19 protein-coding genes are annotated in these 21,106 nt (G+C 66.2%); 16 read left to right on the top strand and 3 right to left on the bottom strand.

All coding sequences use genetic code 11. The features are described 5' to 3' along the window. Positions 1–3: 3 nt before the first annotated feature. The 13 genes from QNJ67_16495 (at position 4) to QNJ67_16435 (ending at position 13,638) form a co-directional block, all read left to right on the top strand. On the top strand, positions 4–1,155 hold the full coding sequence (locus tag QNJ67_16495; protein MDJ0610575.1) for a methyltransferase: 1,152 nt from the start codon (positions 4–6) through the stop codon (positions 1,153–1,155). A 120-nt stretch (positions 1,156–1,275) separates the two neighbouring features. Then, on the top strand, positions 1,276–2,214 hold the full coding sequence (gene bchC, locus QNJ67_16490; protein ID MDJ0610574.1) for a chlorophyll synthesis pathway protein BchC: 939 nt from the start codon (positions 1,276–1,278) through the stop codon (positions 2,212–2,214). Further along, positions 2,211–3,224, top strand: a complete 1,014-nt coding sequence (locus QNJ67_16485) for a chlorophyllide a reductase iron protein subunit X (protein ID MDJ0610573.1) — start codon at positions 2,211–2,213, stop codon at positions 3,222–3,224. The genes bchC and QNJ67_16485 overlap by 4 nt, the downstream gene beginning before the upstream one ends. Positions 3,225–3,283: 59 nt before the next feature. After that, on the top strand, positions 3,284–4,816 hold the full coding sequence (bchY, locus tag QNJ67_16480) for a chlorophyllide a reductase subunit Y (protein MDJ0610572.1): 1,533 nt from the start codon (positions 3,284–3,286) through the stop codon (positions 4,814–4,816). After that, positions 4,810–6,267 carry a chlorophyllide a reductase subunit Z gene (bchZ, locus tag QNJ67_16475; protein MDJ0610571.1) on the top strand — a complete coding sequence of 486 codons (1,458 nt, stop codon included), beginning with the start codon at positions 4,810–4,812 and terminating at the stop codon, positions 6,265–6,267. Before bchY ends, bchZ begins: the two co-directional genes overlap by 7 nt. Positions 6,268–6,403: 136 nt before the next feature. Continuing rightward, on the top strand, positions 6,404–6,616 hold the full coding sequence (pufB, locus tag QNJ67_16470; GenBank protein MDJ0610570.1) for a light-harvesting antenna LH1, beta subunit: 213 nt from the start codon (positions 6,404–6,406) through the stop codon (positions 6,614–6,616). Between the two features lie 12 nt (positions 6,617–6,628). Continuing rightward, positions 6,629–6,763 carry a light-harvesting antenna LH1, alpha subunit gene (pufA, locus tag QNJ67_16465; GenBank protein ID MDJ0610569.1) on the top strand — a complete coding sequence of 45 codons (135 nt, stop codon included), beginning with the start codon at positions 6,629–6,631 and terminating at the stop codon, positions 6,761–6,763. A 180-nt stretch (positions 6,764–6,943) separates the two neighbouring features. Then, positions 6,944–7,768: a photosynthetic reaction center subunit L gene (pufL, locus tag QNJ67_16460; GenBank protein ID MDJ0610568.1), complete on the top strand. Its 825-nt coding sequence runs from the start codon at positions 6,944–6,946 to the stop codon at positions 7,766–7,768. Positions 7,769–7,779: 11 nt separating this feature from the next. After that, a complete protein-coding gene (pufM, locus tag QNJ67_16455) occupies positions 7,780–8,751 on the top strand; it encodes a photosynthetic reaction center subunit M (GenBank protein ID MDJ0610567.1) in 972 nt (323 codons plus the stop codon). Between the two features lie 2 nt (positions 8,752–8,753). Continuing rightward, positions 8,754–9,779, top strand: coding sequence for a photosynthetic reaction center cytochrome PufC (pufC, locus tag QNJ67_16450; protein MDJ0610566.1), 1,026 nt, complete (start codon positions 8,754–8,756; stop codon positions 9,777–9,779). A 176-nt stretch (positions 9,780–9,955) separates the two neighbouring features. Next, positions 9,956–10,483: a DUF3124 domain-containing protein gene (locus QNJ67_16445; GenBank protein MDJ0610565.1), complete on the top strand. Its 528-nt coding sequence runs from the start codon at positions 9,956–9,958 to the stop codon at positions 10,481–10,483. A 232-nt stretch (positions 10,484–10,715) separates the two neighbouring features. After that, complete coding sequence (locus tag QNJ67_16440) at positions 10,716–12,239, top strand: hypothetical protein (GenBank protein MDJ0610564.1); 1,524 nt, start codon at positions 10,716–10,718, stop codon at positions 12,237–12,239. A gap of 397 nt (positions 12,240–12,636) precedes the next feature. Next, positions 12,637–13,638: an MBL fold metallo-hydrolase gene (locus QNJ67_16435; GenBank protein MDJ0610563.1), complete on the top strand. Its 1,002-nt coding sequence runs from the start codon at positions 12,637–12,639 to the stop codon at positions 13,636–13,638. 208 nt (positions 13,639–13,846) lie between these two features. On the opposite strand, the gene QNJ67_16430 is transcribed toward QNJ67_16435, so the two are convergent. Both QNJ67_16430 and QNJ67_16425 read right to left on the bottom strand, forming a co-directional pair. Next, entirely contained in the window at positions 13,847–15,733 is a 1,887-nt protein-coding gene (locus QNJ67_16430; GenBank protein ID MDJ0610562.1) for an adenylate/guanylate cyclase domain-containing protein, read from the bottom strand. A 124-nt stretch (positions 15,734–15,857) separates the two neighbouring features. Next, on the bottom strand, positions 15,858–16,724 hold the full coding sequence (locus tag QNJ67_16425; GenBank protein ID MDJ0610561.1) for a homocysteine S-methyltransferase family protein: 867 nt from the start codon (positions 16,722–16,724) through the stop codon (positions 15,858–15,860). A gap of 216 nt (positions 16,725–16,940) precedes the next feature. Here QNJ67_16425 and QNJ67_16420 point away from each other — a divergent pair, with 216 nt between their 5' ends. The 3 genes from QNJ67_16420 to QNJ67_16410 all read left to right on the top strand — a co-directional run bounded on the left by QNJ67_16420 (position 16,941) and on the right by QNJ67_16410 (position 19,582). Further along, positions 16,941–17,582: a glutathione S-transferase family protein gene (locus QNJ67_16420; GenBank protein MDJ0610560.1), complete on the top strand. Its 642-nt coding sequence runs from the start codon at positions 16,941–16,943 to the stop codon at positions 17,580–17,582. Between the two features lie 166 nt (positions 17,583–17,748). Then, on the top strand, positions 17,749–18,516 hold the full coding sequence (locus QNJ67_16415) for a 3-oxoacyl-ACP reductase family protein (GenBank protein MDJ0610559.1): 768 nt from the start codon (positions 17,749–17,751) through the stop codon (positions 18,514–18,516). A gap of 73 nt (positions 18,517–18,589) precedes the next feature. Further along, positions 18,590–19,582, top strand: coding sequence for a CmcJ/NvfI family oxidoreductase (locus QNJ67_16410; protein ID MDJ0610558.1), 993 nt, complete (start codon positions 18,590–18,592; stop codon positions 19,580–19,582). A gap of 406 nt (positions 19,583–19,988) precedes the next feature. On the opposite strand, the gene QNJ67_16405 is transcribed toward QNJ67_16410, so the two are convergent. After that, a complete protein-coding gene (locus QNJ67_16405) occupies positions 19,989–21,017 on the bottom strand; it encodes an IS110 family transposase (protein MDJ0610557.1) in 1,029 nt (342 codons plus the stop codon). Positions 21,018–21,106 lie beyond the last annotated feature (89 nt).

Raw genomic sequence — 21,106 nt, 5'->3', positions numbered from 1 at the left:
GTCATGGTCGCGACGGATACCGACGGGATCGCGGCTGCCCCCTCCCTCACCCTGATGGACCGGCTCCGCGAGGCGGCGGCGCGGCTGGCCGCCTCGCCCCGCGCGCGGAGTTGGGTCGCCCGCTTCGCGCCGACACGTCCGATCGCGCAGCATCAGGCGCTCGCCCTCTTCGACCTCTGCGCAGGCTTCGTCTATTCCCAGGTGCTTCAGGCCTTCGTCCAGGCGGAGCTGCATGAAAGGCTCCAGGCCGGCCCGCGATCAGCAGCCGAGCTGGCCCGGGCCACGGGCCTCCCCGCGGATGCGATGGAGCGGCTCCTGAAAGCGGCCGCTTCCCTCGGTCTGGCAGGTCGGCGCAGCGGCGGGCGTTACGGGCTCTCGCTGCGCGGCGCGGCGCTGGCCGGCAATCCCGGCGTGGTCGCCATGATCCGCCACCACGCCCTGCTCTACGCCGATCTCGAAGACCCCCTGGCGCTGCTGCGCGACGGCGGCGGAAACACCAGGACCCATCGCTTCTGGTCCTATCTCGCGGCGGACCGGCAAGAGGCGCTGACAGCAGATTCCGCCGCACGCTACAGCGCCCTGATGGCGGCTTCGCAGACCATGATCGCCGACGCCGTGGCGACGGCCTTCCCGTTCCGCGACTACGCCAGCATTCTCGACGTCGGCGGCGGGACCGGCAGGTTCCTGGAGCGCGTCGCGCCCCACGCGCCGCACTCCAGGCTCGCGCTGTTCGATCTGCCGCCGGTGGCCGAGGAGGCCGCGGCCCGACTGGCGCGGGCCGGTCTCGAGCAGCGCATCGTGACCCACGGGGGCGACTTCACCGCGGCCCCCCTGCCCGCCGGCCACGACCTCATCACCCTGGTCCGGGTGGTCTACGACCACGAGGACGAGAAGGTGCTGGCGCTGCTGAAGGCCTGCCGCGCGGCGCTCGGTCCGGAGGGCGCGCTGCTGGTCGCCGAGCCCATGGCCGCCCCGGGCTCCGGCGCCAGGATCGCGGACTCCTACTTCAACTTCTACCTGCTGGCGATGGGTTCCGGCAGAACCAGGAGCCCCGAGGAGCACGCCGCCCTGCTGCGTCGTGCCGGCTTCACGCGCATCCGCGAGGCGCGGAGCGACATGCCCGTCCTGACACGGATGGTGCTCGCCAGGCCCTGAAACCGGCGCCCTGGGTGTTCAATTACCTTGACAATTACTAGTGTAAATTTAGACTGACAATCGACCGCCTCAGCATCCGATGCCTGTGGCGGTCCAAGACGAACTTCGACAGGGTCAGCGATGGAAACCACCGCCGTCGTCCTCCAGAAACCGGGCCACCTGAGCCTGGCCGCGCTGCCGCTGACGGCGCCTTCGGCGGAAGACGTGGTGGTCGACATCAAGTGGAGCGGCATCAGCACCGGAACCGAGCGGCTTTTGTGGTCCGGCCGTATGCCCGACTTCCCGGGCATGGGCTATCCGCTGGTCCCCGGCTACGAGTCGGTGGGCGAGGTGGCGGAAGCCGGAGCTAAGTCCGGCCGCCGGGCGGGCGACACGGTCTTCGTCCCCGGGGCGCAGTGCTACGGCGCGGTGCGCGGCCTGTTCGGCGGCGCCTCGAGCCGGGTCGTCACGCCGGGCCAGCGGACCGTCGCCGTCGACCCGGCGCTGGCCGAGGACGGCGTGCTCCTCGCGCTGGCGGCGACGGCCCGCCACGCCATTGCCGGCGGAGACCGCCTGCCCGACCTGATCGTCGGCCACGGCGTGCTCGGCCGGCTGCTCGCCCGATTGACCTTGTCGCTGGGCGGCGCCGCGCCCACGGTGTGGGAGACCGAGCCCAAGCGCCTCGCCGGCGGCCTCGGCTACCCCGTCTGCCTTCCCGAGCAGGACGAGCGCCGGGACTACACCTCGGTTTACGACGCCAGCGGGAACGCGGCGTTGATCGACGATCTGATCCAGCGGCTCGCCCTCGGCGGCGAGATCGTGTTGGCCGGGTTCTACGAGCAGCGGCCCTCGTTCGACTTCCCGCCCGCCTTCATGCGCGAGGCGCGGCTACGCGTCGCCGCCGAATGGCGGCCCGAGGACATGACCGCGGTGCGCGGCCTGGTCGATGACGGACGCTTGTCCCTGGCCGGGCTGGTGACCCACCGCGAGACCTTCGAGAACGCCGCTGAGGCCTATCCCGTGGCCTTCGGCGAGCCGGACTGCCTGAAAATGATTCTGGACTGGAGGGGGGCCGCATGAGCCAACAGAACCTCGCCGCGGCGGCAGAGGAGAGCCGGACCAAGGCGTTGCGCGCCGAGGCCGCGACCGAGCCGGACCCGGTTCCCGCCGGCGCCGCCAGCAAGGACACCCAGATCATCGCGATCTACGGCAAGGGCGGCATCGGCAAGAGCTTCACCCTGTCGAACCTCAGCTACATGATGGCCCAGCAGGGCAAGAAGGTCCTGCTGATCGGCTGCGACCCGAAGAGCGACACCACGTCGATGCTGTTCGGCGGGCGCAGCGTGCCGACCATCATCGAGACCTCGAGCCGCAAGAAGGAAGCCGGCGAGGAGGTCGCGATCGGCGATGTCTGCTTCGTGCGCGAGGGCGTCTACGCCATGGAGCTTGGCGGCCCCGAGGTCGGCCGCGGCTGCGGCGGCCGGGGCATCATTCACGGCTTCGAGCTGCTGGAGAAGCTGGGGTTCCACGACTGGGACTTCGACTACGTGCTGCTCGACTTCCTGGGCGACGTGGTCTGCGGCGGCTTCGGCCTGCCGATCGCGCGAGACATGTGCCAGAAAGTCATCGTCGTCGGCTCCAACGACCTGCAGTCACTCTACGTCGCCAACAACGTCTGCTCCGCGGTCGAGTACTTCCGCAAGCTGGGCGGCAACGTCGGCGTTGCCGGCATGGTGATCAACAAGGACGACGGGACCGGCGAGGCCCAGGCCTTCGCCCAGGCGGTCGACATCCCGGTGCTCTCCGCCATTCCGGCCGACGAGGACATCCGGCGCAAGAGCGCGAACTACGAGATCATCGGCAAGCCGGGCGGCGATTGGGGCCCGATCTTCGAGGACCTGGCCGTCAACGTCGCGGAGGCCCCGCCCCTGCAGCCGGCGCCGCTTAGCCAGGACGACCTGCTCGGCCTGTTCTCCAGCGAGGAGACCGGCCGCGACGTCGAGCTGCAACCGGCCAAGCTGGAAGACATGTGCGCGTCGCCCAGCGTGCTCAAGAAAGAGTCCCTCGAAGTCGTCTACGACACGGCTTGAGGCAGGCGAACGACAAGAAGAGAGGCGAAGAGATCGAGAGATCCATGACAGACGGTCTGATGCAGCAGGAAGCAAGGGACGAGAGCCCCGCCGGCGAGTCCGACGGGCTCGGCTGCCACGCCGGCGCCGACGAGATGCGCGCGGCGGCCGAAAAGGCCGGCAAGAGCGAGATTCTCGACCGCTACGCCGAGGACTACCCCCTCGGCCCCCACGACAAGCCGCAGTCCATGTGCCCCGCCTTCGGGTCGCTCAGGGTCGGCTTGCGCATGCGGCGCACCGCCTCGGTGCTGTGCGGCTCGGCCTGCTGTGTCTACGGCCTGACCTTCACCTCGCACTTTTACGGCGCCCGCCGGACCGTGGGCTACGTGCCCTTCAACTCCGAGACCCTGGTCACCGGCAAGCTCTACGAGGATATCCGCGACGCGGTCCACGAGCTGGCCGATCCCGAGCACTACGACGTCGTGGTCGTGACCAACCTCTGCGTCCCGACGGCCTCGGGCGTTCCGCTGAAGATGCTGCCGAAGGAGATCAACGGGGTGCGCATCGTCGGCATCGACGTGCCGGGCTTCGGCGTGCCGACCCACGCCGAGGCCAAGGACGTCCTGGCCGGCGCCATGCTCAACTACGCCCGCACGGAAGCGGAACAGGGCCCGGTCCAGGCGCCCAAGGGCGGCGTCAGCGACAAGCCGACGATCACGCTGCTGGGCGAGATGTTCCCCGCCGATCCGGTCGGCATCGGCCAGTTGCTGGCGCCGATGGGCCTCGCCGCCGGCCCCGTCGTGCCGACCCGGGAGTGGCGCGAGCTCTACGCCGCGCTCGACTGCGCCGCGGTGGCGGCGCTCCACCCCTTCTACACCAGCGCCTGCAGGGAATTCGAGGCGGCCGGACGGACCATCGTCGGCTCCGCGCCGGTCGGCCACGACGGCACCGCGCTCTGGCTGGACGCCATCGGCAACGCCTGCGGGATCGCCAAGCGCCAGATCGCCGCGGCCAAGAACGCCGCCCTGCCCGCCATCGCGGGCGCCCTCGCCGCGGCGCCGATCAAGGCCCGGGTCACGCTGTCCGGCTACGAGGGCTCGGAACTGCTGGTCGCCCGGCTCCTGGTCGAATCCGGCGCCGAGGTCAACTACGTCGGCACCGCTTGCCCGCGCACGCCGTGGAACGAAGCGGACCGGCAGTGGCTCGAGGCCCACGGCGTCGAGGTCACGTTCCGCGCCTCGCTGGAACAGGACCTGGCGGCGGTCGCCGCGTTCAAGCCCGACGTGGCCGTCGGCACTACGCCCGTGGTGCAGAAGGCCAAGGAGCTGGCGATCCCGGCGCTCTACTTCACCAACCTGATCTCGGCGCGCCCCCTGATGGGCGTCGCCGGCGCCGGCGTGCTCGGCCAGCTGATCAACGGCGCGGTCGCCAACCAGGGCCGCTTCGACCGGATGAAGGCCTTCTTCGAGGACGTCGGCATGGGCGACACGGCCGGCATCTGGGAAGACGTGCCGGCCGACCGGAGCGCCTACCGGGAGCGGAACGCGGCCCAGCGCGCCAAGGCGGCCAAGGCGCGCCAGAGCGACAAGGTCGAGGGGGCGGTCGGATGCTGATCCTGGACCACGACCGCGCCGGCGGCTACTGGGGCTCGGTCTACGTCTTCACGGCGATCAAGGGCTTGCAGGTGATCATCGACGGGCCGGTCGGCTGCGAGAACCTGCCGGTCACCTCGGTGCTGCACTACACCGACGCCCTGCCGCCCCACGAGCTGCCCATCGTCGTGACCGGCCTAGCCGAGGAGGAGCTGGGGCAGACCGGCACCGAGAACGCCATGCGCCGGGCGCACACCGCGCTCGATCCAGACCTGCCGGCGGTCGTGGTGACCGGATCGATCGCCGAGATGATCGGCGGCGGCGTAACGCCCGAGGGCACCGGCATCCACCGCTTCCTGCCGCGCACGATCGACGAGGACCAGTGGCAAAGCGCGGACCGCGCGCTCTTCTGGCTCTGGTCCGAGTACGGCGCCAAGAAAGGCCGCATGCCCAAGGCGAAGAAGCGGCCCGAGGGCGCCAAGCCGCGGGTCAACATCATCGGGCCGAGCTACGGCATGTTCAACATGCCCTCGGACCTGGCCGAGATCCGCCGCCTGGTCGAGGGCATCGGCGCCGAGATCAACCTGGTCTTTCCGCTCGGCAGCCACCTGAGCGAAGTCGCCCGCCTGGTCGACGCCGACGTCAACGTCTGCCTCTACCGGGAGTTCGGCCGCATGCTCTGCGAGGCGCTCGGGAAGCCCTACCTGCAGGCGCCGATCGGCCTCGACTCCACGACCCGCTTCCTGCGCAGCCTGGGCGAACTGCTGGGGCTCGACCCGGAGCCCTTCATCCAGCGCGAGAAGCACACCACGATCAAGCCGGTCTGGGACCTCTGGCGCTCGGTGACCCAGGACTTCTTCGGCACCGCCAGCTTCGGCATCGCCGCCGGCGAGACCTACGCGCGGGGGGTGCGCAACTTCCTGGAAGGCGATCTCGGCCTGCCCTGCAGCTTCGCCTTCGCCCGTCAGGCCGGGAGCAAGACGGACAACGAGGCGGTGCGCAAGGCGGTCCAAGAGAAGACGCCACTGGTGCTGTTCGGCAGCTACAACGAGCGCATGTACCTGGCCGAGACCGGCGGCCGGGCGGTCTACATACCGGCCTCCTTCCCCGGCACCATGATCCGGCGCCATACGGGCACGCCCTTCATGGGCTACGCCGGCGCGACCTACCTGGTGCAGGAAGTCTGCAACGCGCTGTTCGACGCGCTGTTTCACATCCTCCCGCTGGGCAGCGACCTGGACAAGGCCGAGGCGACCCCGGCCCGCGTGCACCGCGAGCTGCCGTGGGACGCCGAGGCCCAGGCCGCGCTGAGCCGGCTGCTCGAGGCCCATCCGGTGCTGACGCGCATCTCGGCGGCCAAGCGGCTGCGCGACGCGGCCGAGCGCTGGGCGCGCATCGGCGGCCTGGACACGGTGACCACCGCTTGCCTGGACCGGGCCCGCCTCTCGCTGGTCGAGGGGACGGCAGCATGACACGACCCGACAAGAGAATTCGCCCGCGGTCCGCGGGCGTCCGATCCGCCGCGAAGGGCTCGCCCTTCCGGAGGCCCTGGCCGCGTAGGGTTTATGCGGCAACGGCCGAAAGGCCACTTTGTAAGGAGGTAAAGTGATGGCTGACGAGTCTCTGTCAGGCCTTACCCCCAACGAAGCCAAGGAGTTCCACCGGTACTACATGCAAGGCCTCGTGCTGTTCACGGCGATCGCCATTTTCGCCCATTTCCTCGTTTGGATTTGGCGGCCTTGGTTCCACCCGGAAAAGATGTCCTCGGCTTCGGACGTGCTGCCTAGCGCGACGACCACCCTGATGTCCCTAATTGGATAGGAGGAGAGAACAATGTGGCGAATCTGGCTCGTGTTCGACCCTCGCAGAGTGTTGGTCGTGCAAGGCGTGTTCCTCTTTTCGCTTGCGGCAATGATCCACTTCATCCTGTTGAGCACCGAAAGGTTCAACTGGCTGATGAATCCGTAAGCGCGAAAAGGGAGCGCAAGAGAACCGCGGTCCGGGTGCCGTCTCACCGGATCGCATCCTGGTACCGCGGTTTCTCTGGTAACGGTCAGCGGGCGGAGCCGACTCAACCTGAGAAGGCTTCCCCGCTGCACCGCAGGTTTAGGGAACGAGATCGGAGGCCCCTCCGGGGAGATACCAACCATGGCCATGCTCGACTTCGAAAAGAAGTACCGCGTTCGCGGCGGCACTCTGGTCGGCGGTGACCTGTTCGACTTCTGGATCGGGCCCTTCTATGTCGGCTTCTTCGGCGTCTTGGGCCTGTTCTTCACGGTGCTCGGCACAGTGCTGATCATCTACGGGGCGTCGATGGGCCCGACCTGGAATGTCTGGCGGATCAACATCGCGCCGCCCGACCTGTCCTATGGACTGGCGCTGGCGCCGCTGGCCGAGGGCGGCCTCTGGCAGGTGATCACGATCTGCGCGATCGGCTCCTTCGGCTGCTGGGCCCTGCGCGAGGTCGAGATCTCGCGCAAGCTGGGCATGGGCCTCCACGTGCCCTTCGCCTTCTCGGTCGCGATCTTCGCCTACGTCACCCTGGTGGTCATCCGCCCAGTGCTGCTCGGCGCCTGGGGCCACGGCTTCCCCTACGGCATCCTGAGCCACCTCGACTGGGTCTCGAACGTCGGCTACCAGTACCTGCACTTCCACTACAACCCGGCGCATATGATCGCCGTGACGTTCTTCTTCACGACCTGCCTCGCGCTCGCGCTCCACGGCGGTCTCATTCTCTCGTCGACCAACCCGGCCGACGGCGAGCCGGTCAAGACCGCCGAACACGAAAACAGCTTCTTCCGCGACTCGATCGGCTACTCGATCGGCACCTTGGGCATCCACCGCCTCGGCCTCTTCCTGGCGCTTTCGTCGGGCTTCTGGAGCGCGGTCTGCATCGTGATCAGCGGGCCCTTCTGGACCGCGGGCTGGCCGTCCTGGTGGAACTGGTGGCTGGACCTGCCGATCTGGAGCTAAGGAAAAAAGCCATGCCGGAATATCAGAACATCTTCACCACCGTGCAGGTCCACGGCGCACCCGACCTCGGGGTCGACATGAACACCGGCGCCTGGAAGCGCGGCAGACAGACCTGGGGCTCGTACCTGGCCGGCAAGTTCGGCGACGCGCAGATCGGGCCGCTCTACCTCGGCGGCCTGGGAGTCGCCTCGATCATGTGCGGCACGATCGCCTTCGTCACCATCGGGCTCAACATGCTGGCCTCGGTCGGCTGGGACCCGGTCCAGTTCGTGCGCCAGCTGTTCTGGCTCTCGCTCGACCCGCCGGCACCGGAGTACGGCCTCTCCTTCCCGCCCATGCGGGAAGGCGGCTGGTTCCTGGTCACCGGCGCGTTCCTGACCGCCTCGGTCCTGCTCTGGTGGGCGCGCCTCTACACCCGAGCGAAGGCGCTCGGCATGGGCACCCACATCCCCTGGGCCTTCGCCTCGGCGATCTGGCTGTTCCTCGTGCTCGGCCTGATCCGGCCGATCCTGATGGGCAGCTGGGCCGAGGCCGTGCCCTACGGCATCTTCCCGCACCTCGACTGGACCGCGGCCTTCTCGATCCGCTACGGCAACCTCTTCTACAACCCCTTCCACATGCTCTCGATCGTGTTCCTCTACGGCTCGGCCCTGCTGTTCGCTATGCACGGGGCGACGATCCTGGCGGTCAGCCGCTACGGTGGCGACCGTGAGATCGAGCAGATCGTCGACCGCGGCACGGCCTCGGAGCGCGCGGCCCTGTTCTGGCGCTGGACCATGGGCTTCAACGCGACCATGGAATCGATCCACCGCTGGGCCTGGTGGTTCGCCGTGCTCACCACGCTGACCGGCGGGATCGGCATCCTCTTGACCGGCACCGTCGTGGACAACTGGTACCTCTGGGGCGTCAAGCACGGTATTGCCCCGGCCTACCCCGACGTCTGGGGCGACATGGCCGATCCGGCCGCAACGGGAGGGAACTGATCATGAAGGACCTCTGGATCGTCGCCATCCCCTTCGTCTTCGTGCTGGTGCTGGCGGCCAACGCGAACTGGGACTTGCCGCCGATCGACTCGACGCAGACCGGCTTCCGCGGCGTCGGCATGGTGCATGTCGAGAACCCGCGGACCGCCGCGAAGCTGGCCGAGCGAAACCAGCCGCCCGAGTCCTACGGCCCGGTCGAGCCGGGCGGCCCGCCGGCGCGCGAGGTCTACGAGAACGTCAAGGTCCTGGGCGATCTCTCCGAGGACCAGTTCAACCACCTGATGGCCTCGATCACGCAGTGGGTCTCGCCGGAGCAGGGCTGCGAGTACTGCCACAACCTCGAGAACCTCGCCTCCGACGAGGTCTACACGAAGCTGGTCTCCCGCCGCATGATCCAGATGACGCAGGCGATCAACAGCGAATGGGACGCGCACGTCGGTGGGGCGGGAGTCAACTGCTACACCTGCCACCGGGGCCTGAACGTGCCGGAATACATCTGGTTCAACGAGGACCACCAGCCGGCGGCCACCGGCGGCTTCGCGGCCAACCGGAACAACCAGAACCTGGCCGTGCCCATCACCGGCTCTTCATCGCTGCCCTACGACGCCCTGCAGCGCCTTCTGACCAAGGACGACGTGGAGATCCGCATCGCCGGCCTCAACGCCCTGCCCTACTTCGGCGAGGAGGGCGTCGCGATCCAGGACACCGAGGTCACCTACTCGCTGATGATCCACATGTCGGAGAGCCTGGGCGTCAACTGCACCTACTGCCACAACAGCCGCGCCTTCTGGGACTGGGAGCAGAGCAGCCCGGCGCGCATGACCGCCTGGCACGGCATCGAGATGGTGCAGAACATCAACGAGGCATATCTCATTCCGCTCCGCCCGACCTATCCCGACTACCGGCTCGGACCCAAGGGCGATGCGCCCAAGGCGATGTGCTCGACCTGCCACCAGGGCATCGCCAAGCCGCTCTACGGCGCCAACGCCCTGGAGGACCATCCCGAACTGGGGCAGCCCTTGCAGTGAGGTGACTTAGAAGTTCACATCTTGCCCCCCAACTTGTCCAAGGGGGTCCCGTTCGGGGCCTCCTTGTTTTTCTTTCGATTCGCCGCCGGGGGACTCGGGTGTTGACGCCGGTCCCGCCCCTCATGCACAAATCGGAGACCGCCGCCAAGGCACACGCTCCCGCCCGGAGATCCGCCATGCGCCTCGCTTTCCTTGCCGGGCTTCTCGTCCTGCTCGCCGCCTGCGAGCCGGAAACCGAGCCCGAGAACGAGCGGTGGCGGCCTGTCGACTTCAAGGAGCAGTTTCTCACGCCCGACGGAGAACCCGAGCTGACGAGCTCGAGATCCCTCTACGTGCCGGTCTATTCGAGCGTACTGACCGGGCAAGGCGCGCCGGCGACGGAATTGGCGGCCACCCTGGCGATCCGCAACACCGATCCGGACAGCACGATCTTCGTGACCCAGGTCGCCTACTACAACACCGCCGGAGACCTGATCCAGGTCTTCTTGGACGAGACCAAGGGCCTGGCGCCCCTTGCTTCCGCGTTGCTCGTGATCGACGTCGCCGACCGGCGCGGCGGGACCGGCGCAAACTTCATCGTGAAGTGGGGCGCCGAAGGCCCGGTCAACGATCCGATCGTCGAGACGATCATGATCGGCGGCTCTGGCCCCCGAGGCTTCTCCTTCTCCAGCCCTGCCAAAACGATCGAGACCCCGGCGCAATAGTGGCGCCCGCCCCCGGTGGCCTTCACCGAATGACATCAACTTGTTAGAGCAGATTCACCGGGTTTGATGGATCGCCTCCGGCGATTCAGTCAAACCCGGATCTGCTCTAGCGCCGGATCGGCCGGCTGCGCTAACGAAGGCTTCAAACTATTGGGGAATCTTGCTTTCCGGGAGTTTTCCCGATCACGACACCAGCGGATGAGGCGGAGAATTGGGCCGATCCGGTCTAGCCTTGGCGGGCGCGCACGGTCTCGCGGCCGCGGTCGTGCTGGCACCGCTGTTTCTGGTGCCGGTGCCGCCCCTGGCCGACTACCTGACGACGGTCGCCCGCATGTGGGTGCTGGCCAACGCCGACGGGGATCCCACCCTCGCGGCCAACTACGCGGTCTTCTGGGGCTACTTCCCCTATATGGCGACAGACCTGCTGCTGGCGCCGGTGATGCGCTGGCTGCCGCCCTTGGAGGCCGGGCGCCTGTTCCTCGCCGTCGTCGCGATCACGGCCGCCGCGGGGCCGATCCTGCTGAACCGGGTGCTGACCGGCCGCTTCGCCTGGTGGCCGCTGGCGGCCTGGCTGCTGGTCTACCACCACGTCTTCTTCTGGGGCTTCCTCAACTACCTGCTGGCGGCGTCCTTCGCCATGCTGGCCTTCGCCGCCTGGCTGGCGAGCGAGCGCTGGCCCGCCGTCCTGCGCTGGGCCGCCTTCTGTACGGCCACGGCCCTCCTGGTGACCTTTCACCTCTTCGCCTGGGGCGCCTACGGCCTGATGATCGCCGGCTATGAATGGCACAAGCTCCGCCAGGCAGGCCTCGACGTCCGGCGTCTGGCGCTCGCCTTCAGCCCCTTCGCCGTCTCTCTGCTACCGTGGCTGCTGCTGCCCTCGCCGACTCCGGGACAGGCCGACCTCGTGCTGCCCATCCACCACACCGACTACGGCGGTTTCCGCGACCGTCTCGAGGCCCTGCTGGCGCCGGTCTCGTTTCACCAGCTGTCCGGAGACTTCGTGCTGGCGATCACCTGCGCCCTCTTCTTCTACTGGGCGGTCCGCAGCGGCCGCCTGTCGGTCGACCCGCGGCTGATCGCCCCGCTGGTGCTCCTGACCGTGGCGGCGCTGGCCATGCCGCAGATCCTCTTCGATATCTGGGGCACCCATCTCAGGCTGCCGACCCTGATCCTGCCGCTGCTGGTCGGCGCGGCCAGCCTGAGCCTGCCGGGCCGCCGCGCGGCCGGCCTGCTCCTGGCCGCGGGCGCGGCCGTGCTGCTGATCCGGACCGGGGACATGGCGCTCGAGTGGCGGCGATGCCAGGGGCCCTTCGCCGAAGTCCGGGCCGCCCTGGCGGAGATCCCGAGCGGCGTCCGTCTCGCCTCGGTGATCGAACCCGATGAAGGCGCGCCGCCCTGCTTCACCCGGGCGGTCTTCGACAACATCTCGGCCTTCGCGGTGCTCGACCGCCGCGCCTTCGACGCCACGATGTTCGAGACCTCGACGGTCTTCCCGGCGGCGCGTCACCGCGACCTCAACGAGGCCTTCGATCACCTCAGCCTGAACCGGCGGATGCGCCTCGAGGATCCGCGCCTGGCGCCTCTCCTCGACCGGCCCGACTACCTCCTGCACCTCCATTTCGGCAGCGGACCGGCGCGTCCGCCCGCCATCCTGGAGGCCCTGCGCAACGGCGGGTACTTTACGCTCTACCGGGTTGAGCGCGACACGCCGGCCGCGCCGGTGCCGGGCACCGCGGCCTTGCCCTCCAAGAGCTGAGGCCGGGTCCATAGCGGACGTTCCGTGGGCGCGCCACGAAAGCCCTTCCCGCCGGTCGACGAGATATTGATGATGCGCCCCCCGCGCCCCTGCTCCACCATTTGGCGGGCGGCTCGCTGGAGTCCATAAAGAGCCGCTTGACCATCAATGGGCGTCATGAGCTGCGCTTTGGTACGTCCGTTCAGCGAAGTATAGGGGTCGAAGAGCGACCGCGTGTCCGCGGCGCTTCCGTTCCAGTGTATGGGCCTTGTGAAGCCGGTATTACCACTCAACCCGCATAGCTGCCTTCGGATCTGGGCAGTGGATTTGGTCGCGTCCTGGGAATATCCTTTCCGGTGGTCGGCTTTGGTTCCCTGATGGGCAGGGGACCCAGCGTGCCAATTTCTGGGGGCCGGCGATGTGTGCGCAGTTGTTGCGGAACGAGGCACCAGAACTCGCGGCTCTGGATGGTGCCGATGTCTTCGTTTTGGTCGACAATGTCAGCGATGGCCTCTCGTCTGTGCCCGAGGGCGTCACGACCGAACTGGATAACTTGATCGCGGAAGAATTCACTGGCGACGGCTTGTGTTTCGCGTGCTTCGGAATTTCCTTGATTGTGGCCGGTAGAATCGGGGATCAGGTGCGTACTGTCTTGTTCGACGGCGGCCCGAACGGCTACGCGGTCGAACACAATGCGCCTCGGTTGGGAATCGATATGGGCATGATCGAGGCCGTTGTTCTATCCCACGGGCATATCGACCATGCTGGCGGCCTTCCGGCGGCAATCAGAATGATCTCTGCGGCCAACGGCGGGAACCGGGTGCCGGTGCATGTCAATCCGGAGATGTTTTCGCACCGTGGCGAACGCCTCGACGACGGCAGCGTGCATCTGCTCGAGGACATTCCAACCGTCGAGGCCCTCGAAGAAGCTGGCGGTCAAGTGGAGAACAACGTCGAGGCGCGCCTCCTGCTGGACGGTACGTTCTACTTGAGCGGTGAGATTCCCAGGACGACATCCTATGAAAAGGGCCTTCCAGCTCAGGTGAGGCGCAATCCAGCCGGCACGGATTGGGAACCCGATCCCTGGGTTATGGACGAGCGCTACCTGGCCCTCAACGTGCGCGACAAGGGTATCATGGTCTTTACGGCCTGTTCCCACGCCGGACTCATCAACGTCTTGAGGAACGCGCGCGACACCTTTGCGCCGACACCGCTTTACGGCGTCATGGGTGGATTTCATCTGGCGGGAAAAACCTTCGAAGCGATCATTCCGGAAACAGTGCGCGACCTCGAGGAGTTCGATCTGAAGGTCATCGTGCCCGGGCATTGCACCGGTTGGCGTGCGGTCCATCGCATGGTCGACACCTTCGGGGAGTCGGTGGTTCTGCCGTCCGCCGTTGGTCGCCGACACCAATATTGAAAGCACATTCCTCTGAGACTGAAGCTGTCTGATTGACCGCGCCGGAAGAGACCCTGGGGCCGAAAAGCGGACACGGCCGCATCAAATTCTAAGGCCGGGGCCGGACTGGACGCGCCCCCTTCATCCGCTGTCACACCCACACATCAGCAACCGCACCAGCAGGTGAGCAGAGGCAGCGTTTTGCTTCCTCCGGAGCAGCACTACGAGGCTACTCCGGCAGTCCCGCCTTGCGCAGGGCCTCTCGATAGTGGTTCATGTCGACCGTATTCACGAAGGGCTTCCGACTGCTCAGGCTATCCACCGTGGCATCGGGAACGAGTTTCAGGGTTTCCTTCACCTCGACACGGGCCTCTTCCAGCCGGCCCAGTTGTGCGTAGCTGGCGGCCAGCACCGCGCGACTGTCCGGCGTGTGATGATTCACGTTCCTGATAGCCGAGATCGCCTCCTCGTAGCTCCGTGCCGTAAACGCCGCGTTGCCCAAGACCCGATCGTACCATTCCGGATGATGGGGATTGAGGCGCATCGCCTTCCTGATCAGTCTCACGCCCTCCTGGGCGTCGATGCCCAGATAGGCCAGGTTCAGTCCCCAGTTCGCCAGGATGTCGGCATTGTTCGGATTGAGGGCGAGGGCCTTGTCGTACTCGGCTCTCGTACGTTCGTGCTCGCCTCTATAAATGTGGGCTTCGGCAACAGCCCAGTGGGCCTCGGCGTCGGAAGCGTCGAGGGCAACCGCCGTTCTTGCCGCCTCCAAGGCCTGCTCGAGCGACCTGGCCGGCGCGTCGCTCCATCCGAAGAGGTATTCCTGGAAGTGGGTCCAGGCCAAGGCGACGTAAGGCCGGGCAAACTTCGGATCCAACTCGATCGCTCGGTTGAGGAACTCGTGCGCGAGCAGAGTGTCCTCGCGGGTGTAGCGATGCTTGTGCTGGACGCCGAGCAGGTAGCTCTCGTAGGCGCCCAGGTCCGAGGTCGGCTTGCGCCTGGCAAGCTTTGTGGCGGCCTCCGCCAGCTCTCCTTCGTTGCCGCCCAGTCTGGCGACGATCGCCTGGGTCACCTCGTCCTGCACGGCGAAGATGTCGGACCGGTCGCGGTCATAGCGCTCGGCCCACAAGTGCTTTCCGGTCAGGGCGTCGACCAGCTGCGCCGTGATCCTTATCCGGTCGGCCGAACCCTGCACGCTGCCCTCCAGCACGTATCGAACCCCCAGGTCTTCGGCCACTTGCTGCACCTTCACGGGCTTGCCCTTGTAGGTGAACACCGAGTTGCGGGCGATGACGAAGAGATCGCTGAAACGCGACAGTTCGGTGATGATGTTCTCCGTGAGCGCGTCGACGAAAAGGTCCTGCTCGGCGTCGCCGCCCAGGTTGTCGAACGGCAGCACGGCGACGGAGGGCTTGTCGGGCAGCGGGAAGGCCATGCGCGTGACCGAGGCAGGCTCCACAGCGGGCGCCCATGGTTGCCACCAGAGCCCGCCGGCGCCGGCGAGGACAGCGGCTACGGCCGCCGCCGCGGCCCACCGCCATGGCCTTCTGCCCGGCCGCTTCGGCGCCACCGCGCCACTTGCGGCCGCGGGGTCGAGCAGGACGCGATAGGCCCGGACCGGCTCGGGGATGTTCTTGACCTCCTGCTCGCCGAGATCCTCGAGGCCCAGCGGCAGCTTGTTCCTGACCTCGTCGTAGACCTTGCCGGAAATGCAGATCCCCCCGGGCTCGGCCAGACCTTCCAGCCGCACCGTGACGTTGACGTCGTTGCCGTAGATGTCGTCCTCGTCGACGATGATGTCGCCGATGTTGATCCCGATCCGGAAGTCGATCCGCCGATCCTCCGGAACCGCAGCGTTCCGCTCCACCATGGCGCGCTGGACGTCGACCGCGAAACCGACCGCTTCGACGACGCTGGCGAACTCCATGAGGGCGCCGTCGCCGGTCAGCTTCACGGTGCGGCCGTGATACTCGGCCGTCTTGGGGTCGAGCAGCTCCTTGCGATGGGCCTTGAGTTGCGCGTGGGTCCCCGCCTCGTCGACCGCCATGAGCCGGCTGTAGCCGACGACGTCAGCGGACAGGATCGTGGTCAGCCGCCGCTCTTCGTTCGGTTCCACGGGGGAACCTCCTCACCCATGGGAACGCGCTACACCTCAGAGATTAGAACCAAATGCCCGCGCGACGGAAGCACGCAGTTTTAGGAGCCGTCGGAGAGGCTAACGCGCGCCGGCCTTGGCCGTCTCAGCAGAGCCCCTTCAAACCCTTGATGTGATCGACGCCCAGACCGCAGCATCCGCCGATTACCTGCACGCCGCGGTCCAGCCAGGACCTGACATGGGCGGCGTAGTCTTCGGGCGATACCGTCGCATCGTAGACGCAGACGTCGCCGTGCCACCGGGCGGAATGGGCATAGACGCCGAGCGGGCCCGACCAATGGCCGGCCGCGACGTCGAGACAGGCGTCGATATGCTCCACTTCCGTATGCATGATGCTGACCAGCGGCACGTTCCTGTCCTTGATCGCGTCCAGCGCCTCGGCAAGCGAGCCGCCGCGCAGCAGCGCCATCACGCCGGAGGCGTCGGGTTCGCAGGACAGGCCGACCCAGACCGGCAGGCCGCTCGCCTGGCTGGCCTCGAGCGTGACCAGCAGGCTGTCGATATCGACCATCATTTCCAGCATCAGCAGGTCGGCGCCGGCCTCGGCCATGATCGAAGCCTGTTCCTCGGCGCCGCCGCGCAGGTCCTCGGGCGCGGACCAGTTTCCCGCCCAGGACCAGTAGGAGAGTCCGCCGGCGACCAGAACGTCGGGCGTCTGCATGCGCTCGCGCGCCTCGATTGCCAACTCCACGCCGCGGCGGTTGAGCGCCTCGAAGCGGTCCTCGACACCGGCATCGCGCAGGGCGTGCCGGTGCGTCGCGAAGGTGTTCGCGATGACGATCTCGGCGCCCTCACGGATGTAGTCTTCGTGAACCGAGCGCAGGACATCCGGATGGCTGAGCGCGCCGCCGCCGTTCCAGGCGTTCTCCAGCTGCGGCACGCCGCGCCGCTCGATCTCCGTGCCCGTCGCGCCATCGATCAGGATCCTTTCGCCCCGCGCGATTCGCGCCATCAATCGATCGTATCGGCCCACGTCCGGCTCCCCCTTCACCCCCGGCTACCCCGCGGGCACGATATGCGAGGTCGGACGCGCGTGAAAGGTCAGACGACCGATACTCGCCGGGAACACCTGTTAGCCCGGCCTAAGCATGCTAAATACGAGCGGAGCTCGAAATTTCACAAGATCCCGCTGCCAAAATTGGAACCCGCAGCGGTTAGGGAGGAAACCATGGAGCTTTTCGCTGATCCGATCACCGTGAACTGCCGCAAGGTGCTCGCCGGCATGACGATGCTGGGCGCCGACTACACCCTGACCAAGATCGACTACTTCAAAGGCGAGCAGAAATCGCCTGAGTATGTCGCGGTCAATCCGATGGCGACGATACCGGCGATGCGGGATGGCGACCTGGTGCTGACTGAATCGAACTCGATTCTCCAGTACGTCGCTGACAAGCTTGGCAAAGCCGACGCCTATCCGTCAGATCTGACGACCCGCGCCGACATCAACCGCTGGCTCCTGTGGGAGTGCGGCCAGTGGTTCCCGAGCTGCTATGTCTACCTGGTCGAGAACTGCGTGAAGCCGCTCCTGGGCGCCGAGACCGATCAGTCGGTGCTGGACGGCGAGGCCGACAACTTCCACAAGTTAGCTGGCATCCTCGACGCACGGTTGGCGAACAGTACTTATATCTGCGGTGAAACGCCGACCATCGCCGATGTCGCGGTCGCGGCCCCGATGCATCTTCACGGCTGGATGAAGCTGCCGCTCGAGAACCACCCCAACATCCGCCGCTGGATCGCCGATATTGAGGCCCAGCCTTGGTGGAAGGCGACCCATGTCGGCGAAGGCTTTATTGCAGCAGAGGCGGCCTGAATCTGTGGTTACCTGCGAAGGTTGATCGACCGGCGCGTGTGTTTGCGCCGCACCTGAACCACGCGGTGGCCAGCGTGCAGGCGACCGCCGCTGTGGATCAATGCAAACCGCCCGTAACATCTAGGACGGGTGAAGGAAGTGTTTCGTCCTTCTGCCGGAGGAACTAATGACCGAAAGGGACCTATCGGGACGGATCGCCCTTGTCACTGGCGGGTCCCGCGGCATTGGCCGAGCAATCTGCCGCCGGCTGGCACAGGCCGGGGCCTGGGTTGCGGTGAACTACACATCCAACGAGGACGCGGCGACGGAGACCCTCGCAGCGATCGTCGATCAGGGTGGCGATGGCAGCATCTTCAAGGCCGATGTGTCGTCGTACGACCATACCGATGCGATGTTCAGCGAAATCGAGACGGCAAAGGGGCCCGTCGATCTGTTGGTGACGAATGCCGGTATCGCGTCATTTCAGGACAATATCGACATGTCGATCGACCTTTGGCGGCGCATCCTTGCAGTGAACCTCGACGGCACATTCCATTGTGTCTGGCGCGCAAAGCAGGCGATGCTGGAGCGCGGCGAAGGACGCATCGTCTGCATCTCCTCGATCAACGGAGTCGCGCCCTCCACCATCAGGCCGGATAGGCTGATCGCCTACGGGACATCGAAGTCCGCAGTGATCGGCTTCTCTCGGAACTGCGCGATGGCCCTCGGGCCGTCCATTCGGGTCAACTGCGTGGCTCCGGGGCTGATTGACACAGACATGACCAGCGAAATGAGCGACGAAGTGCGCCAGCGCATCATCGCAAGCACGCCCGCGCGCCGGAGCGGGAAGCCCGAGGACATCGCCGAGCTGACCTACTTCTTGCTGAGCGACGCGGCGAGTTTTATCACCGGGCAGACCTATGTCGCTTCGGGCGGGTTGGTCACGCTGCCATGACGGCGACGGGCGTCGGACTGACGAACTGGTCAACCCCAGACGCGCGTTCGGAGATCTGAAACGGAGGAACGAGATGACATCGACCGACTTCGCCCCCGGAGGCGCGCGCATCGGGTCCTTCATGTACATGAACGATGCTGCCGAGAGCTCGCTGGTGCGCAACGGCAAGGTGCTGACACGTCGGGACAAGGACGGCAGCGATGACGAATGGAAGGGCGTAGATCTCGAGGCGCACGAGATGCCGGTCCAGGATGCCCGCCTCCTCGCCGGCAACGAGCGGCCGACGCTCGAGCGCAACGGGTTCGAGCTGCTGAACCGTCCCTTGCCGGGCGCCGGCATCAAGTTCCTCGACAACGATCAGGTGCTTCGGGCGTACTATCCCCATTGCGAGCAGATCGTTCTCGAGGCTTGCGGCGCCGCGGTCGTGCGTGCCTTTGACCACAACGTACGCTCGGCCAGAGGCAAGAAAGACAGCAACCGGATCGAGGGCGGCCAGCAGGTACAAGGCCCGGCGCATGTGGTGCATGGCGACTACACGCTTACCAGCGCGCCACAGCGTTTGAGGGATCTTGCCAAGTCGCCAAAGGAAAACGATACCCTGCGCGCGATCCTGGCAGAGGGCGAGACGCTGTTGGACCGCAAGGTCGCCGAGAGAGCGATCGACTCGGGCCGCTTCGCGATCATCAACCTTTGGCGCAATATCGCCGACGAAGCGGTGGCGACCAATCCGTTGGCGCTGTGCGATGCCACCCGAGTCAGCCCCGAGGACCTGGTGGTCTTCGAGATCCACTATTCCGATCGCGTCGGCGAGAATTATTTCGCAAAGCAATCGGACCGGCACCGGTGGTTTTTCTATCCAGCGATGTCTCGGGACGAGGCGCTGCTAATCAAGCAGTGGGACTCGAAGGGGCAACTTGCACGCTCAAAGGGGACCGAAGCAGATGCGGGTGACGGCAATGAGCCGTGCACGTTCAGCTTTCACACCGCCTTCGAGGATCCTGCCACTCCGCCCAATGCTCCTGACCGCTGGAGCATCGAGGTCAGGTGCATAGTGCTTTACGACTGATCTCGAAGTGACGTGAACAGGGCGCGTCACCTGGCACCCATCTTCACCTGAACGGCGCCTCTTCCCCATAGCTAGGACATCCTTGGAGCGATAGTACGACAGGCACGCAGCGATACCATCGGCACGACCGGAGTGCGTCATCTGTGGACGGCGCGATATTGGCAAGGGTTTTCTCGATGTCGGTGCAGGGTTGGTCGGGTGCGGTCATCTGTCCGGCCTGTTGACGCGGTGCGTATGACCGCTGGCCCTCATGCTTTCCGCGGATCGGGTCCCTCATCATTTTTGCGCATTCAACTGATGCGTTGACCCAAACGGGCTCTCCCGATCCCCAGTTCGACCGTTTCTGCATGACGTCGTCAGCCCTTCCCAATTTGGTTGGCGTAGGCTCCGGCCTACACCGATGGCCCTATGCGGCCCTCAGGGCAGGCTCCTTGTAGCGTTCGCCACGCGCCATGATCACCCAGGCGATGCGGGCGATCTTGTTGGCCAGCGCCACCGCCGCGAGCTTGATCGGGCGGTGCTCGACCAAGCGGGCCAGCCAAGGTCGCTTCTTGAAGCCAGTCTTCTTGGCATAGCGGATCACCGCCATGGCTCCGGTCACCAACATCCATCTGAGATAGCGGTTGCCCTGCTTGGAGATCGGTCCGAGCCGGCGTTTGCCGCCAGTGGAATCCTCCTTCGGCACCAGCCCGATCCAGGCCGCCATGCTGCGCCCGGAAGAGAAGATCAACGGATCGGTTATACTCGACGTCAGCGCCGTGGCTACGAGGGGGCCGATACCCGGCACTTCCGCCAGGCGACGGCTCGTCTCGTTCGAGCGATGCCAGGCATTCAAGCTGCGCTCGAGCAGCGTAATTTCCGCCTGCACCGCCTGGTATTGGCCGGCCAACGCAATCAAAGCCTGTCGAGCGACCACGGAGATCTGCTCGTCGTCCTCACTCAGCACAATCGCCAGGAGCTTCTCCACGCCTTGGCGTCCCCGCCGCGCGGTGATCCCGAATTCGGCCATGTGACCACGGATCGCATTGCTCAGCATGGTGCGCTGGCGCACGAACAGCTGTCGCGTCTTATGCAGCATCAAGACGCTCTGCTGCTCCTTCGTCTTGGTCGCCACGAACCGCATGGTCGGACGCGTCACCGCCTCGCAGATCGCCTCCGCATCGGCCGCATCGTTCTTGTTACGCTTCACGTAGGCCTTTACATAGCTCGCCGGCATCAGCCGAACCTCATGGCCCAAGGCCTGCAGCTCGCGCGACCAGTGATGGGACGTGGCGCAGGCCTCAATACCGACCAGGCAAGGCGACTGCTTCTCAAAGAAAGGCATCACCTGGCTGCGCCTCAGCTGCTTGCGGATGACAACTTCGCCGGTCTCATCGACGCCGTGAACCTGAAACACGTTCTTCGCGATATCCAGGCCAATCGTGCTAATCTTCATCTCGGACGGCTCCCCTTTTAAGTGGTTTCCAACACCTACCACTTTGGCACACAGATGCCGTGTGGGGCGCCGTCCACAGCATCATTTTT

The sequence above is a fragment of the Kiloniellales bacterium genome (assembly GCA_030064845.1).
Lineage (GTDB): Bacteria > Pseudomonadota > Alphaproteobacteria > Kiloniellales > JAKSDN01 > JASJEC01.
Note: the sequence above shows the minus strand (reverse complement) of the source record. Positions and strands in the feature narration are given on the sequence as shown.